Source organism: Tepidimonas sp. HKU78 (genome assembly GCF_049860815.1).
In the GTDB taxonomy this organism is placed as follows: domain Bacteria; phylum Pseudomonadota; class Gammaproteobacteria; order Burkholderiales; family Burkholderiaceae_C; genus Tepidimonas.
The window spans coordinates 2,473,328-2,488,652 of the sequence record NZ_CP187547.1 but is presented as its reverse complement, the minus strand read 5'-3'; the positions used below and the strand labels follow the sequence as shown (position 1 = coordinate 2,488,652).

The following is a 15,325-nucleotide window of genomic DNA, read 5'->3' as shown; positions in this document are numbered from 1 at the left end:
CAGCGCGTCGGCGGCAGCCAGCCCCGATGCCTCGGTCAAGTTGCACAAAGTGCTGGCGCAGGCCGGCTTGGGCTCGCGCGCCGACATGGAGCAGGCCATCGCCGCCGGGCGCGTCACGGTCAACGGCGCGCCGGCGCACGTCGGCCAGCGCATCGCGGCCGGGGATGTGGTCAAACTCGACGGCCGGCTGGTGCGCTGGAGCGCCACACCCACCCGCTTGCCGCGCGTGCTGGCCTACCACAAGCCGACAGGGGAGGTGGTGACCCTGGACGACCCGGAAAACCGGCCGACGGTCTTTCGGCAGCTGCCACGCCTGCGCAGCGGCAAATGGATGGCGGTCGGGCGGCTCGATATCAATACCGAAGGGTTGCTGCTGTTCACCGATTCGGGGGAGTTGGCCAACCGCCTGATGCACCCGCGCTTCGGGCTCGAGCGCGAATACGCGGTGCGGGTATTGGGCGCGCTGTCGCAGGAAGAGCGCCAACGGCTGCTCGACGGTGTGGTGCTCGAGGATGGGCCCGCGCGCTTTTTGTCGCTGGAGGACGGCGGCGGTGACGGTGCCAACCGCTGGTACCGCGTGACCATCGCCGAGGGGCGCAACCGCGAGGTGCGGCGGCTGTTCGAGGCCGTGGGTCACGCGGTCAGTCGCCTGATTCGCGTGCGCTACGGGGCGATCGCGCTGCCGCGCGGGCTGCGCCGTGGCGCGTTCATGGAACTGGAGCCACGGGTCGTCGAGCAGTTGATGCAAGTCGCCGGCGTGCCGCTGCCGCAGCGGGCCACGGCACCTCGGCGCCGATCGGGCCCGCCTCGCGGCGCGGGGCCCCGCCCCAGCCGCCCCGCCGCGCCGCCGTCGCCGGAGCGCGCACGGCGGTCCGCGCTTCCTGCTGGCGCGGCGCAGCGGCGCAACGGGTAAAATCACAGGTTTCTTTTCATATCCTCACTAACCTCGACCAACATCATGGCCATCGAACGCACCCTCTCCATCATCAAACCCGACGCCGTCGCCAAGAACGTGATCGGCCAGATCTACAGCCGCTTCGAGGCCGCGGGTCTCAAGATCGTCGCGGCCAAGATGGTGCATCTGTCGCGCCGCGAGGCCGAGCAGTTCTACGCGGTGCACAAAGAGCGCCCGTTCTTCAAGGATCTGGTGGACTTCATGGTCTCCGGGCCGGTGATGGTGCAAGTGCTCGAAGGCGAAAACGGCATCGCCAAGAACCGCGAGCTGATGGGTGCGACCGACCCCAAGAAGGCCGCGCCGGGCACCATCCGCGCCGACTTTGCCGACAGCATCGACGCCAACGCGGTGCACGGCTCCGACGCGCCCGAGACCGCCGCCGTCGAGGTCGCGTTCTTCTTCCCGGGCATGGCCATTTACTCGCGCTGATCATGCCATGACGGCCAATTTGCTCGATTTCGACCTCGAGGGGTTGGCCGCTTTTTGCGAGCGGCTCGGACACCAGCGTTTCCGAGCCGTGCAGCTCTTTCGGTGGATCCACCAACGAGGGGTGGCGCGCTTCGAGGAGATGACCGACCTCGCGCGCGACTTGCGCGAGCGGCTGCCCTCGGTGGCGCGGGTGCAGGGCTTGCCCGTGCTGGCCGAGCAGGCATCGGCCGACGGCACCATCAAGTGGCTCTTCGACGTCGGCGATGGCAACGCGGTGGAGGCGGTCTATATCCCCGAAGACGACCGCGCGACGCTGTGTATATCCAGCCAAGCGGGCTGCGCGGTGGGGTGTCGCTTCTGCTCCACCGGACACCAAGGATTCAGCCGCAATCTGACGACGGGCGAGATCCTGGCGCAATTGTGGTACGCCGAGCACGAGTTGCGTCGGCGCTTGCAGACCCGCGAGCGCGTCATCTCCAACGTGGTGATGATGGGCATGGGCGAGCCGCTGCAAAACTATGCTGCGCTCATCCCGGCGCTGCGCGTGATGCTCGACGACCATGGCTACGGCCTGTCGCGGCGGCGCGTGACGGTCTCGACCTCGGGCGTGGTGCCGATGATGGAGCGCCTGGCGCAAGACTGCCCGGTGGCGCTGGCGGTGTCGCTGCACGCGCCCGACGACGCGCTGCGCGACCGCTTGGTGCCGCTCAATCGCAAATACCCGCTGCACGAGCTGATGCAGGCGTGTCGCCGCTACCTGCCTGCGGCGCCGCGCGATTTCGTCACGTTCGAATACTGCATGCTCGACGGCATCAACGACACGCTCACGCATGCCGACGCGCTGGTCGCGCTGGTGCGCGAGCACGGGGTGCCGTGCAAGATCAACCTGATACCGTTCAATCCGTTTCCCGCGTCGGGTCTGAGGCGCTCGCCGCGTCTTGCCGTCAAGGCGTTCGCGGATCGCCTCAACGCCGCCGGCATCGTGACCACCATCCGCAAGACGCGGGGCGACGACATCGATGCCGCGTGTGGACAGCTCGCCGGGGATGTGCAGGATCGCACCCGTGTCGTGCAACGCCTGGCGCGCCGTGGTGAGGATCTGGCCGTGGTGCGGGTGCAGCGCCCGCAAGGGGCGCGGGAGGTGGCGCCATGAGGGCGGCGGGGAGCGTCGCAGTGCGAGGGCGCGTGCTGTGGCTGGTATGCGGCCTCGGGGTGCTGCTAGGCGCGCTGGCGGGCTGCGCCGGCGCGGGGGGGGGTGTGGCGGTGAATGCGGGGCGCGATTGGATCACGGAGTCAGACGAGCCGCCGGCGCGCAAACGCGCCCGCACGCGCCTGGAGTTGGCGACGGGTTATTTCGAGCAGGGCCAGTGGGTCATCGCGCTCGACGAGGTCAAGCAGGCCATCGCGGCCGATCCGACCTATGCGGCGGCGTTCAACCTGCGCGGGCTGATCTATACCCAGCTGCGGGATTGGCGGCTGGCCGAAGAAAGCTTTCAGCAGGCGCTGCGGCTCGACCCGCGGGATGGCGACGCGTGGCACAACCTGGGCTGGATGTATTGCCAGGATGGCCGCTGGGCGCCGTCGTTCGACGCATTTCGGCGTGCGCTGGACACGCCCGGCTATCGATCTGCCGCGCGCTCCTGGATGGCGCTGGGTGTCTGTCAGGCACGCGCAGGGCAGGCCGACGCGGCCGAGCGCAGCCTGCAACGCGCGTTCGAGCTGGAGCCCGGCAACCCCGTCGTGCTGTACAACCTGGCGCTGCTGCTGCATCAGCGGGGTGACGCCGAGCGGGCACGGTTCTACATTCGACGGCTGAACAATTCCGAGCTGGCCAATGCCGAGTCGTTGTGGCTGGGCATCAAGATCGAAAACCGGCTGGGCCAGCGCGACATCGCCCAGCAGCTTGGCGAGCAGCTCAAACGTCGTTTCCCGGCCTCGCGCGAGGCCGATGCCTACGAGCGAGGGGCGTTTCATGAGTGACGTGCCGCCGTCCCAGTCGCAGACCTCTGCCCACGCCGCCGGTGAAATGCTTCGGCAGGCGCGCGAGCGTGCGGGAGTGCACATCGCCGCGCTGGCGGCCACGCTGAAAGTGCCGGTGCAACGGCTGGAGGCACTGGAGCAGGGCAGGACCGATGCCTTGCCCGACGCGACGTTTGCGCGCGCGCTGGCCTTGAGTGTGTGTCGGGTGCTCAAGATCGATCCGGCGCCCGTGCTGGCGGCGTTGCCGGCGGGTGCGCCGGCCCAGCTTGCCCGGCCGACGGACGCGCTGGACACACCGATGCCGCGCGATGGCGCGTCACCGTTTGGCGATGGTGTGCGCGCCGCTCGGCGGCTGCCGCTGTGGGTGGCGCTGGCACTGCTGGTCTTGGCGGCGGTGTTGTGGTTCGTGCTGCCGTCCGGCGACGGCGCGCCGGGGGCCGAGACGACGCAGTCGGGCCCGGCTGCGCCGAGTGCGGCAGTGCCGACCGCCCCAGCGACGGCCGTTGACGCGGTGGGCGCTCCACCAGTGCCGTCGAGTGCCGCGGTCGGGCCCTCGACCGTGGTCGCCGCCCCTGTGGTGATCGGGGAGACGCCCCCGCCAGCCCCCCAGCCAGCGGCAACGGATCGGCCGCAGCCATCCGCGACCGCCAACGGGCCCGACGCAGCGGCGCGGATCGAGGTGCGGGCGGCGAGTTGGGTCCAGGTCATCGGGGCCTCCGGCCGTGTCTTGCTGCAGCGCACCATACAGCCGGGTGAGGTGATTCGTATCGACGAGGATTTGCCGCTGGCGGTCACCATTGGCCGTGCCGATGTCACCGACGTCGTCGTTCGGGGGCGTCCCTTCGACCTGGGTCCGGTGACCCGCAACAATGTCGCCCGATTCGAGATTCGCTGACCGCCCATGACCGCCATCGAACCCCCGCGTGCCGCGGGCGTACCCACTGTGAACACTGAGCGGCCGATCCCGTTGGGCGCGCCTGCGCCGCGGCGTACACGCCAGGGCGTCATCGCCTGGGGTGACCACCGCGTCACGGTCGGTGGCAGTGCGCCGATCCGCGTGCAGTCCATGACCAACACCGACACCGCCGACGTGATCGCTACCGCGATCCAGGTCAAGGAGCTGGCGCAGGCGGGATCCGAGTTGGTGCGCATCACGGTCAACAACGACGAGGCCGCCCGGGCGGTGCCCCACATCCGCGAGCAGCTCGACCGCATGGGCGTGTCGGTGCCACTGATCGGTGACTTCCATTTCAACGGGCACCGCTTGTTGGCCGAATACCCGGCCATGGCGCAGGCGCTGTCCAAGTACCGCATCAACCCCGGCAACGTCGGCCGCGGCGAAAAGAAAGACCGTCAATTTGCGCAGATGGTCGAAGCCGCGCTGCGGTGGGGGCGGCCGATCCGCATTGGCGTCAACTGGGGCAGTCTCGACCCGGAACTGCTCGGCCAGCTGATGGATGACAACGCCCGTCGGCCCCAGCCCTGGGATGCGCGCCAGGTGATGTACGAAGCACTCATCACCTCCGCGCTGGCCTCGGCTGAGCGTGCCATCGAGATCGGCATGGCACCGGAAAATATCGTGCTGTCGTGCAAGGTTAGCAACGCGCAGGATCTGATTGCCGTATACCAAGAGCTGGCACGGCGCTGCGATTACCCGCTGCACCTGGGGCTGACCGAGGCCGGCATGGGCACCAAGGGCACGGTCGCCTCGGCAGCGGCGTTGGCGGTGCTGCTGCAGCAGGGCATTGGCGACACGATTCGCGTCAGCCTCACGCCACAGCCGGGCGAGCCGCGCACGCAGGAGGTGGTGGTGGCGCTCGAGATCCTGCAGGCGCTGGGGTTGCGCGCCTTCGTGCCCAGCGTGACCGCGTGTCCCGGGTGCGGGCGCACCACGAGCACGGTGTTTCAGGAACTGGCCAAGCAGATCGACGACCACCTGCGCGCGGCCATGCCGGTCTGGCGCAGCCGCTACCCTGGTGTCGAAAACCTCAGGGTCGCCGTCATGGGCTGCATCGTCAACGGGCCGGGTGAGAGCAAGCATGCCGACATCGGTATCAGCTTGCCAGGTACCGGTGAGGCCCCCGCAGCACCGGTGTACGTCGATGGTCAAAAGGTCGCCACGCTGCGCGGTGAGCGCATCGCCGAGGAGTTTCGCCAAATCGTCGAAGACTACGTTGCCCGCCGTTTCGGGAGCGGGGCGGGCTGAGCGTGGGGCCTGCTGGCAGGACCTTCCCCGTTTTTCTTCCGATCGCCGCTGCGTTGGTGGCAGCGGCGCCGTTGTGAATCGATATGACCGACAAAATCACCGCCGTCAAAGGCATGAACGACATCGTTGCGCCCGACTCCGCGCACTGGGAGTGGCTGGAGGCGCGCGTGCGCGAATGGTTCGCGCGCTATGGCTACCGCAACATCCGTACCCCCATCGTCGAGCCGCTGGCGCTGTTCGTGCGCGGCCTGGGAGAAGTCACCGACATCGTCGAAAAAGAGATGTACGCTTTCGAGGACCGGCTCAACGGCGAGCAGCTTGCGCTGCGCCCCGAGGGCACGGCCGGTGTGGTGCGCGCGGTGGTGGAGCATTCGCTGCTGTACGACGGCCCCAAGCGCCTGTACTACATGGGGCCGATGTTTCGGCATGAACGACCCCAGCGTGGCCGTTACCGCCAGTTTCATCAGATCGGCGTCGAGGCGCTGGGGCTGGCCGGCCCGGAGGCCGATGCCGAGCTGATCGCCATGGCCGCCGACCTGTGGCGCGAACTGGGGCTGCAGGACGTGACGCTCGAGATCAACACGCTGGGCCAGCCGCCCGAGCGGCAGGCGCACCGGCAGGCGCTCATCACGTATTTCGAGCAGCATCGGGACCAGCTCGACGCCGATGCCCAGCGACGCCTCTACACCAACCCGCTGCGCATTCTGGACACCAAAAACCCCGCCATGCAGGCGCTGGTGGAGGGGGCACCGCGGCTGCTCGATCACCTCGGCTCCGGGTCGCTCGCGCATTTCGATACCGTGCGCCGCTTGCTCGACGCCATGGGCATCGCCTATCGCGTCAATCCACGCCTGGTACGCGGGTTGGACTACTACCACCACACGGTGTTCGAGTTCGTCACCCAGTCCCTGGGCGCGCAGGGCACGGTCTGCGCCGGCGGGCGCTACGACGGGCTGACGGCCGAGGTGGGCGGCAAGTCCGCACCCGGCGTGGGCTGGGCCATGGGCGTCGAACGGGTCTTGGAGCTGCTCAAAACCCAGCAGCGCCTGCCGTCGGTGCCGGTGCCGGACGCCTACGCCATCGTGCCCGACGCAGCCGCATGGCCGCAGGTCATGCCCGTGCTGCGCGTTTTGCGTGCCGCGGGCGTGTCCGTGCTCATGCACGCGAGCGGCCCGGACGGGCTGGGGAGCATGAAGTCGCAGTTCAAAAAAGCCGACGCCAGTGGGGCGCGCTTCGCGCTCATCTTCGGGGGCGACGAACTCGCGGCGGGGCAGGTGGCGATCAAGCCCTTGCGGGCCGGTGCCGACGGCACCGTGGGCGCCCAGACCACGCGGCCGTTGGCGCGCGTGGCCGATTGGGCGTCCGAGCTGCGTGCCCCGAGCACCCCGCGCACGGCGGCCTGAGCGCGCCCTCTACAATCCTCGCTACATTCATTTTTCTACGGCTCACGCATGGCGTCGCATTACGACCTCGAAGAACAGGAACAGATCGCGCAACTCAAGGCGTTCTGGGCCCGGTATGGCAACGCGATCACCTGGCTGCTGATCGTCGTGCTGGGTAGTTATGCTGCCTACCACGGCTGGCAGTTTTGGCAGCAGCGCCAAGCGGTGCAGGCGGCGGGGTTGTTCGATGAGTTGGAGCAAGCGGCGCGAGCGGCCGACATCGAGCGCGTGCGCCGCGCCTGGGCCGATTTGCAGGCGCAGGTGCCCCGCACCACCCAGGCCCAGCACGGGGCGTTGCTCGCGGCGCGCGTGCTGGCCGAAGCCGATCAGGCCAACGACGCCCGCGCCGCGCTGCAGTTCGTCATCGACCGCGGGCGCGACGAGGCGCTGGTCGCCGTGGCGCGCCTGCATCTCGCGGGGCTGGAGATCGACGCGGGCAACCTGGAGTCGGCGCAGCGGGTGCTCGACGCTCGCGTGCCCGAGGCGATGCGTCCCTGGTGGGCCGACCGGCGTGGGGACCTGCTGCAGCGACAGGGGCAGACCGATGCTGCGCGCAGTGCGTACCTGGAGGCGTGGCGCGGCATGGACGGCGCGCTCGGCTACCGGGCCATCGTCGAGGCCAAGCTCAACGCACTGGGTGTCGATCCGACCGCCGAACCGGAGGCCAAGCCGTGAACTTCTTTGACCGCCCATTTTTCGCCCCCACGCGCCGCCTCGCGTTGGGGCTGACCGGGGTGCTGCTGGCGCTGACCGTGGCCGGGTGCGCCTCGGGCTCGCGCAAGCCGCAACCCACCCCGCTGGAGCCTGTCGTCGCGCTGGTGCCCGCGCGGCAAGTCTGGACGCAGGCGATCGGCCCCGTCGATCCCCTGCTGGTGCCCGCCGTGCACGGGGGTGCGGTGGCGCTGGCCAATGCCGCCGGTACGGTCACGGTGCTCGAGGGCGAGACCGGGCGCGTGCGCTGGCGTGCCGAAGCCGGCGCGCCGATGGGCGCGGGCGTCGGCTTCGACGGGCGCCGCGTGGCGCTGGTGACGCGCGCCAATGACCTCGTCGTGCTCACCGAACGGGGCGTGGCATGGCGCCAGCGCCTGCCGTCGCGAACCTTCACGCCGCCGTTCGTGGCGGGAGAGCGGGTGTTCGTGCTCGGCGGTGACCGTTCCGTCGCCGCCTTTGACGCGCAGTCGGGCGCGCGCTTGTGGTCGCAGGCGCCACGCGGCACCGAGCCCCTGGTGCTGCAGCAAGCGGGGGTGATCGGCGCCGTCGGCAACACGCTGGTCGTGGGCATCGGTGGCCGCTTGGTGGGGCTCGATCCCGACGATGGGCGCGTGCGCTGGGAGGCTCCCGTGGGCCGCTCGCGCGGCGCCAACGAGATCGAACGGCTGGTCGATCTGGTGGGCCGCGTGGGACGCGACGGCGACGTGCTGTGCGTGCGGGCCTTTCAGTCCGCCGTCGGCTGTGTGGACGCTGCCAGCGGGCGCACGCTGTGGACCCAGCCGGCCGACGGCGCCACCGGCGTGCAAGCCGACGCCGAGCGTGTCTACGCCGTCGAGGCCAACGGGCGCGTGATGGCGCTGCGCCGCAGCGACGGCGCGCGCGTGTGGACCAACGAGCGGCTGCTGCACCGGGGGGTGTCGGCGCCGCTGGCGCTCGGGCGTTCGCTGGCGGTGGGTGACGCGCAGGGCTTCGTGCACCTGCTGTCGCGCGCGGACGGTTCCTTCCTCAACCGCCTGCCGACCGATGGGTCGGCCATCGTCGAGGGGCCGGTGCTCGTGGGCAACACCTTGGTGGCCGTCACCCGCAACGGCGGGGTTTTTGCGTGGCGTCCCGAATGACCGGATTCAAGCCCGTCGTCGCCCTCGTCGGACGGCCCAACGTGGGCAAGTCCACGCTGTTCAACCGCATCACCAAGAGCCGCGACGCGATCGTGGCCGACATGCCGGGCCTCACGCGCGACCGGCATTACGGCAATGCGCGGCTGGGGCGGCGCGAATTCATCGTCATCGACACCGGTGGCTTCGAGCCCGACGCGGAAAGCGGCATCTACCGCGAGATGGCCAAGCAAACCCGGCAGGCGGTGGCGGAGGCCGACGTGGTCATCTTCGTCGTCGATGCGCGCGCCGGTTTGAGTGCGCAGGATCACGATATCGCGGACTATTTGCGTCGGCTGGCCAAGCCCTGCTTGCTGGTGGCCAACAAGGCCGAGGGCATGCGCGAAGGCGCGCAACTAGCCGAGTTCTACGAACTGGGCTTGGGCGAGGTGATCCCGGTGTCGGCAGCGCACGGGCAGGGCGTGCGTTCGATGATCGAGGCCGCACTCGACCGGCTGCATTGGCCCGACGAGACACAGGAGGCGCTGCCCCCCGCCGAGCAGGATGCGGTCATTCGGCTGGCGGTCGCGGGTCGCCCAAACGTGGGCAAATCCACGCTCATCAACGCTTGGCTCGGCGAAGAGCGCTTGGTCGCGTTCGATCTGCCGGGGACCACGCGTGACGCGATCCGTGTTCCGTTCGAGCGCGACGGGCACCGCTTCGAGCTCATCGACACGGCCGGTCTGCGCCGCAAGGGGCGCGTATTCGAGGCGGTCGAGAAGTTTTCCGTCGTCAAGACACTGCAGGCGATCGAAAACGCGCACGTCGTGCTGCTGCTGCTCGACGCCACGCAGGGCGTCACGGAGCAAGACGCCCACATCGCCGGCTATATCCTGGACAGCGGTCGCTCCGTGGTGCTGGCAGTCAACAAGTGGGACGCGGTGGATGACTACCAGCGCCAGCTGCTGCAGCGCTCGATCGAGGCGAGGCTCGCGTTTCTGAAGTTTGCTCCGCTGCACACGATCTCGGCGCGCAAGCGGCAGGGCATCCAGGCGCTGTGGAAGTCGATCGCGCGCGCCTACGAGTCGGCGATGGTCAAGATGCCAACCCCAGTGCTGACCCGGCTGCTGCAGGAAGCGGTGGCGTTTCAGGCGCCGCCCAAGAGTGGAATGTTTCGGCCCAAGCTGCGCTACGCGCATCAGGGGGGGCAAAACCCGCCGGTCATCGTCATCCACGGCAACTCGCTCGAACACGTGGGCGATGCCTATCGGCGCTACCTGGAGGCGCGCTTTCGCAAGGCGTTCGACCTCGTCGGTACACCGTTGCGCATCGAGTTCAAGACGCAGGACAATCCCTACCGCTGACGCGCCGATCCCAGGCGCACGGCGGGCTGGGCGCTTTTGTGGTAACTTCGGCGTCCCCCATTTTTTCCTTGAACGGAACACGGAAGATATCGTGAGCAACAACAAAGGCCAACTCCTGCAGGACCCGTTTCTGAACCAACTGCGGCGCGAGCACGTGCCGGTGTCGATCTACCTGGTCAACGGCATCAAGTTGCAGGGACAGATCGAATCCTTCGACCAGTACGTGGTGCTGCTGCGCAACACCGTCACGCAGATGGTGTACAAGCACGCCATCTCCACCATCGTGCCGGGTCGCCCGGTGCAATTCACGGTGGGGCAGCCCGCTGAGGCGTCTTCGGCGTCGTGACGAGCGCCCCGCCGGTCACCCCATCGAACGTGGCCCCGGGCGTCATCCTGGTTGGCGTCGACATCGGGCAGCCGTCGTTCGACGCCACTCTCGACGAGCTGGCCCAGTTGGCCGAGTCGGCCGGCTACCGGGTTTGTGACAAAGTCGTCTGCCGCCGGCGCGCGCCCGATGCGGCGCTGTACGTCGGCTCCGGCAAAGCGGACGAGATCGGGGCGCTGGCGGCGGCCCACGGTGCCAGTGAAGTCCTGTTCGACCAAGCGCTCAGCCCGGCGCAGCAGCGCAACCTCGAGCGCCACTTGAAGATGCCGGTCAACGACCGCGTGTTGTTGATTCTGGACATCTTCGCCCAGCGCGCGCGCAGCCACGAGGGCAAGCTGCAGGTCGAGCTGGCCCGGCTGCAATACCTGTCGACGCGGCTCGTGCGGCGCTGGTCGCACCTGGAGCGGCAAAGCGGCGGCATCGGGCTGCGCGGCGGCCCCGGCGAGACGCAGATCGAACTCGACCGGCGCATGATCGCCGAGGCCATCGCCCGCACGCGCGAGCGGCTCGAGCGCGTCAAGCGCCAGCGCCGCACGCAGCGGCGCCTGCGTGAGCGGCGCGGCGCGTTCAATGTTTCGCTGGTGGGCTACACCAACGCCGGCAAGTCCACGCTGTTCAACGCGCTGGTCAAGGCGCGCGCCTATGCGGCCGACCAACTGTTCGCCACGCTCGACACCACCACCCGCCAGCTCTACCTGGGCGAGGTCGGCTGCAGCGTGTCACTGTCGGATACCGTGGGCTTCATCCGTGATCTGCCACACACGCTGGTCGAAGCGTTTGCCGCCACCCTGCAAGAGGCGCGCGACGCCGACCTGTTGCTGCACGTGGTCGATGCGTCCAATCCGCAGCATCCCGAGCAGATCGACAACGTCATGCAGGTGCTGCACGAGATCGGCGCTGCCGAGATCCCGCAGATCCTGGTGTTCAACAAGATCGACGCCCTGCCACCCGAGCGGCGGCCGCAGCATCCGCGTGATGTCACGGAACTCGAGGGGCGTGCGGTGACTCGGGTGTTTGTGAGCGCCCACACGGGCGAGGGCTTGGGACTTCTGCGCCAAGCCGTGGCCGAGGCGGTCGCCGCCCGGCTGACGGTGCCGACCCATGACGAGGGTGACTCACAATTCGGCACAATAACACTGCCCATCAACGATCCCATCATCCATCCATGAGCGACTTTCCCTCGGACGCCGCGCCCCTCGGACGCGAGCGCACCCCGCATAGGTCGGCGATGCAGCCACGCTGGTGGCATCGTTTGCGTGCGGTGTTCAACCTCAACGACCCCCGCTGGGGGCGTGGTGACGGCGATGGTGAGGGGCGCGGCAGCGACGGCCAGCGCCGGCCTGGCGGCGGTCAGACCCCGCCGGACCTCGACGAGCTGTGGCGCGACTTCAATCGCAAGCTCGGTGGCTTATTTGGTGGCCGTGGCGGTGGCGGCCGTCCGCCTGGTGACGACCGCGGTGGCTGGGGCCGTGGCGACGGCGGCGGGCCGATGCGGCCCGACCCCAAGGGCGCCGGGATCGGCGCCGGCCTGATCGTCGGCGTGGCGGTCTTGATCTGGCTGGGATCGGGCTTTTTCATCGTGCAGGAAGGCCAACAGGCCGTCATCACCCAGTTTGGCCGCTACCACAGCACCGTGGGCGCGGGTTTCAATTGGCGGCTGCCATACCCCATCCAGCGCCACGAAACGGTATTTGTCACCCAGATCCGCTCGGTCGACATCGGGCGCGACGCCATCGTGCGCGCCACCGGCCTGCGCGAGTCGGCCATGCTGACCGAGGACGAAAATATCGTCGAGATCAAGTTCGCCGTGCAGTACCGGCTGAGTGACGCGCGTGCCTACTTGTTCAACAGCCGCGACCCGGACGCAGCCGTGGTCAAGGCCGCCGAGACGGCGGTGCGCGAAGTCGTGGGCAAAATGAAGATGGACGCGGCGCTGGCCGAGGAGCGCGAGCAGATCGCTCCGCGCGTGCGCACGCTCATGCAAAACCTTCTCGATCGCTACAACGTCGGCATCGAGGTCGTGGGTATCAACCTGCAGTCCGGGGGCGTGCGCCCGCCCGAGCAGGTGCAGGCCGCGTTCGACGACGTGCTCAAAGCGGGCCAAGAGCGAGAGCGCGCGAAGAACGAAGCCCAGGCGTATGCCAACGACGTGGTGCCGCGCGCCCGTGGTGCGGCGGCCCGCCTGCTGGAGGAAGCTCAGGGCTACAAAGCGCGTATCGTCGCGCAAGCCCAGGGTGACGCGCAACGCTTCTCGCTCGTGCAGGCCGAGTACGCCAAGGCACCGCAAGTCACCCGCGAACGCATGTACCTCGAGACGATGCAGCAAATCTACGCCAACGTGACCAAGGTGCTGATCGACACGCGCCAGCAGTCCAATCTGCTGTACCTGCCGCTGGACAAGATCATGCAACAGGTTAGCCAGGGGGCATCCGCGTCGGCCGGCGCGGCAGCGGCGACCACCCCCGCGGCAGCCGCAGCGGGTGCGTCGGGTGCCGATGCGCGCAGCCGCGACGACCTGCGCAGCCGCGACCGTGAAGGGCGTTGACCGGAGTCCTACCATGATCAACCGCATCGGATTCATCGCTTCTTCGCTGCTCGTGTTGCTGGCGATTGCCAGCTCCACCCTGTTCGTGGTCGATCAGCGCCAGTTCGGCGTCGTGTTTCAGTTCGGCCAGATTCGCAAGGTGGTCACCGAACCCGGGCTGAACGTCAAACTGCCGCCACCGTTTCAAAACGTGTCGTACATCGACAAACGGCTGCTGACGCTGGAGAGCACCGACACCGAGCCGACGCTCACCGCCGAGAAGCAGCGCGTCGTCATCGACTGGTACGTGCGCTGGCGCATCTCCGACCCCTCGGCCTACATCCGCAACGTGGGGCTCGACGAGCGGGCCGGCGCGGCGCAGCTCAACCGCGTGGTGCGCAACGCCTTCCAACAAGAGGTCAACAAGCGCACGCTGCGCGAGTTGCTGTCCGTCAAGCGCGAGGAGTTGATGGCGGCCGTGCAGCGCGAGGTGCTGGCTGCCGTGCGGGGGGCCGAGAAGCCCTGGGGGATGGACGTGGTGGACGTGCGCATCTCGCGCATCGATTACGCCGAGTCGATCACTCGCTCTGTCTACGACCGCATGGAGGCGGAGCGCAAGCGCGTGGCCAATGAACTGCGCTCGACCGGTTTTGCTGAAGGCGAAAAAATCCGTGCCGAAGCCGACCGCGAACGCGAGGTGCTGCTGGCCGAAGCCTACCGCACGGCACAAAAGATCAAGGGTGAAGGTGATGCCGAGGCGGCGCGCATTTACAGCCAGGCTTTTGGCAAAGACCCGGCGTTCGCTCAGTTCTACCGCAGCCTGGAGGCGTACAAGGCCACCTTCGCCGGCAAGGGCGACGTGCTGATCGTCGACCCGTCGTCCGAGTTTTTCAAGGCGTTCAAGGGAACGGCGGCCGCCGGTGGCCGCTGATTCGGTGCCGCGCGCGGCTGCGCGTCATACGGGGCGGGGCCAGGGTAGAATCCGGCCTTTGCCCGACGTCGAACCACCCATGTCTGCCTGGCTGTTGCCGGACCACATCGCCGATGTGCTGCCCTCCGAGGCGCGCCACATCGAAGATTTGCGCCGTTGCCTGCTCGAAGCCGCCCGCGGCTATGGCTACGAGCTGGTCATTCCCCCGTTGCTCGAGCACCTGGAGTCGCTGCTGACCGGCACTGGCGAGGCGCTCGATCTGCAGACCTTCAAGCTGGTGGATCAACTCTCGGGGCGCATGCTCGGCCTGCGCGCCGACACCACACCGCAGGTGGCCCGCATCGACGCCCACCTACTCAACCGGCAGGGGGTCACCCGGCTGTGCTACTGCGGTCCCGTGTTGCACACGCGGGTGGATGCCGCGCATGGCAGCCGCGAGCCGCTGCAGTTCGGCGCGGAGATTTACGGCCACGCGGGGCTCGAGGCCGACCTGGAAGTGCTGGAACTGGCGCTGGATGCGCTGCGTGTCGCGGGCGTGCGGCGTTTGGTTGTCGATCTGGGCGACGTGCGCGTCGTCGATGCGGTGCTCGACGGCTGTGGCGCCACCCCAGTGACGGTGGCGCGTATCCATGCCGCGTTGGCAACCAAGGACGCCGCCACGCTGGCCCGGCTCGCGGCTGGCTTGCCCACGCCCGTCGCGCAAGGGGTGTTGGCCCTGCCCGAGCTGTACGGCGATGCGGCTGTGTTGCTCGCCGCACGGCAGCGACTGCCGGGCGGCGAGCGTTTACAGCGCGCCCTCGACGATCTGGCCTGGCTGGCGGCGCGCTTGCGCGAGCACGCCCCGGACGTCGAAGTCACATTCGACCTGGCGGACCTGCGCGGCTACGCCTACTACACCGGCGTGCGGTTTTCGCTGCTGGGGGCGGGCGAGGGCAGGGCGCCCGAGGAGATCGCCCGGGGGGGGCGCTACGACGAGGTGGGTGCCATCTTTGGGCGTCGGCGCCCGGCGGCGGGTTTTAGCCTCGACATCAAGCAGCTCGTGCGGCTGGTGGCCGCGGCCCCGCTGCGACCGGCGATTCGGGCCCCTTGGCGCCACGACGCCGCGCTGCGGGCCGCGATCGCGCGGCTACGCGCGGCGGGCGAGACGGTCGTGTGCGTGCTGCCGGGTCACGAGCACGAAGTCGATGAATTTGCCTGCGACCGTGAACTGGTGGAGCGCGACGGCGAGTGGCGGGTGCAACCGCTCGCTCCGGCGGGGTGAGCTGGCCGCACGGGGATGGGACCTTCTTTCCAGCAAAACCGAT

The 15,325-nt window shown here is 68.7% G+C and carries 14 protein-coding genes and 1 pseudogene; all 15 read left to right on the top strand.

Annotation, left to right across the window (positions count from 1 at the left end):
* Nucleotides 1-37 precede the first annotated feature (37 nt).
* Nucleotides 38-913: pseudogene (rluB, locus tag ACPYIS_RS12265) on the top strand (23S rRNA pseudouridine(2605) synthase RluB); the annotation flags it as partial.
* Between the two features lie 45 nt (nt 914-958).
* Entirely contained in the window at nt 959-1,384 is a 426-nt protein-coding gene (gene ndk / locus ACPYIS_RS12260) for a nucleoside-diphosphate kinase (protein ID WP_424859038.1), read from the top strand.
* Between the two features lie 7 nt (nt 1,385-1,391).
* Nucleotides 1,392-2,537 carry a 23S rRNA (adenine(2503)-C(2))-methyltransferase RlmN gene (gene rlmN, locus ACPYIS_RS12255; RefSeq protein ID WP_424859039.1) on the top strand — a complete coding sequence of 382 codons (1,146 nt, stop codon included), beginning with the start codon at nt 1,392-1,394 and terminating at the stop codon, nt 2,535-2,537.
* 32 nt (nt 2,538-2,569) lie between these two features.
* Nucleotides 2,570-3,364: a type IV pilus biogenesis/stability protein PilW gene (gene pilW / locus ACPYIS_RS12250; RefSeq protein WP_424859040.1), complete on the top strand. Its 795-nt coding sequence runs from the start codon at nt 2,570-2,572 to the stop codon at nt 3,362-3,364.
* Nucleotides 3,357-4,259: a helix-turn-helix domain-containing protein gene (locus tag ACPYIS_RS12245; protein ID WP_424859041.1), complete on the top strand. Its 903-nt coding sequence runs from the start codon at nt 3,357-3,359 to the stop codon at nt 4,257-4,259. Before pilW ends, ACPYIS_RS12245 begins: the two co-directional genes overlap by 8 nt.
* 6 nt (nt 4,260-4,265) lie before the next feature.
* A complete protein-coding gene (gene ispG / locus ACPYIS_RS12240) occupies nt 4,266-5,570 on the top strand; it encodes a flavodoxin-dependent (E)-4-hydroxy-3-methylbut-2-enyl-diphosphate synthase (protein WP_425973642.1) in 1,305 nt (434 codons plus the stop codon).
* Between the two features lie 83 nt (nt 5,571-5,653).
* Nucleotides 5,654-6,973 carry a histidine--tRNA ligase gene (hisS, locus tag ACPYIS_RS12235; RefSeq protein WP_425973640.1) on the top strand — a complete coding sequence of 440 codons (1,320 nt, stop codon included), beginning with the start codon at nt 5,654-5,656 and terminating at the stop codon, nt 6,971-6,973.
* 48 nt (nt 6,974-7,021) lie between these two features.
* Nucleotides 7,022-7,687, top strand: a complete 666-nt coding sequence (locus tag ACPYIS_RS12230) for a YfgM family protein (protein ID WP_299022595.1) — start codon at nt 7,022-7,024, stop codon at nt 7,685-7,687.
* Nucleotides 7,684-8,841 carry an outer membrane protein assembly factor BamB gene (gene bamB / locus ACPYIS_RS12225; protein WP_424859044.1) on the top strand — a complete coding sequence of 386 codons (1,158 nt, stop codon included), beginning with the start codon at nt 7,684-7,686 and terminating at the stop codon, nt 8,839-8,841. Before ACPYIS_RS12230 ends, bamB begins: the two co-directional genes overlap by 4 nt.
* Entirely contained in the window at nt 8,838-10,181 is a 1,344-nt protein-coding gene (gene der, locus ACPYIS_RS12220) for a ribosome biogenesis GTPase Der (RefSeq protein WP_299022600.1), read from the top strand. The genes bamB and der overlap by 4 nt, the downstream gene beginning before the upstream one ends.
* A 91-nt stretch (nt 10,182-10,272) precedes the next feature.
* Nucleotides 10,273-10,527: an RNA chaperone Hfq gene (gene hfq, locus ACPYIS_RS12215; protein ID WP_299022603.1), complete on the top strand. Its 255-nt coding sequence runs from the start codon at nt 10,273-10,275 to the stop codon at nt 10,525-10,527.
* Entirely contained in the window at nt 10,524-11,735 is a 1,212-nt protein-coding gene (gene hflX, locus ACPYIS_RS12210; protein ID WP_424859045.1) for a GTPase HflX, read from the top strand. The genes hfq and hflX overlap by 4 nt, the downstream gene beginning before the upstream one ends.
* Nucleotides 11,736-11,794: 59 nt before the next feature.
* On the top strand, nt 11,795-13,111 hold the full coding sequence (hflK, locus tag ACPYIS_RS12205) for an FtsH protease activity modulator HflK (protein ID WP_299022625.1): 1,317 nt from the start codon (nt 11,795-11,797) through the stop codon (nt 13,109-13,111).
* A 16-nt stretch (nt 13,112-13,127) separates the two neighbouring features.
* Nucleotides 13,128-14,021, top strand: coding sequence for a protease modulator HflC (gene hflC, locus ACPYIS_RS12200; RefSeq protein WP_299022626.1), 894 nt, complete (start codon nt 13,128-13,130; stop codon nt 14,019-14,021).
* Between the two features lie 79 nt (nt 14,022-14,100).
* Nucleotides 14,101-15,282 carry an ATP phosphoribosyltransferase regulatory subunit gene (locus ACPYIS_RS12195; RefSeq protein ID WP_424894569.1) on the top strand — a complete coding sequence of 394 codons (1,182 nt, stop codon included), beginning with the start codon at nt 14,101-14,103 and terminating at the stop codon, nt 15,280-15,282.
* Nucleotides 15,283-15,325: the final 43 nt, after the last annotated feature.

Excerpts from the sequence above, each read along its gene's own strand:
- ndk (WP_424859038.1), top strand. The coding sequence starts at position 959 with ATGGCCATCGAACGCACCCTCTCCATCATCAAACCCGACGCCGTCGCC.
- rlmN (WP_424859039.1), top strand. The coding sequence starts at position 1,392 with ATGACGGCCAATTTGCTCGATTTCGACCTCGAGGGGTTGGCCGCTTTT.
- ACPYIS_RS12245 (WP_424859041.1), top strand. The coding sequence starts at position 3,357 with ATGAGTGACGTGCCGCCGTCCCAGTCGCAGACCTCTGCCCACGCCGCC.
- ispG (WP_425973642.1), top strand. The coding sequence starts at position 4,266 with ATGACCGCCATCGAACCCCCGCGTGCCGCGGGCGTACCCACTGTGAAC.
- hisS (WP_425973640.1), top strand. The coding sequence starts at position 5,654 with ATGACCGACAAAATCACCGCCGTCAAAGGCATGAACGACATCGTTGCG.
- ACPYIS_RS12230 (WP_299022595.1), top strand. The coding sequence starts at position 7,022 with ATGGCGTCGCATTACGACCTCGAAGAACAGGAACAGATCGCGCAACTC.
- der (WP_299022600.1), top strand. The coding sequence starts at position 8,838 with ATGACCGGATTCAAGCCCGTCGTCGCCCTCGTCGGACGGCCCAACGTG.
- hflK (WP_299022625.1), top strand. The coding sequence starts at position 11,795 with ATGCAGCCACGCTGGTGGCATCGTTTGCGTGCGGTGTTCAACCTCAAC.
- ACPYIS_RS12195 (WP_424894569.1), top strand. The coding sequence starts at position 14,101 with ATGTCTGCCTGGCTGTTGCCGGACCACATCGCCGATGTGCTGCCCTCC.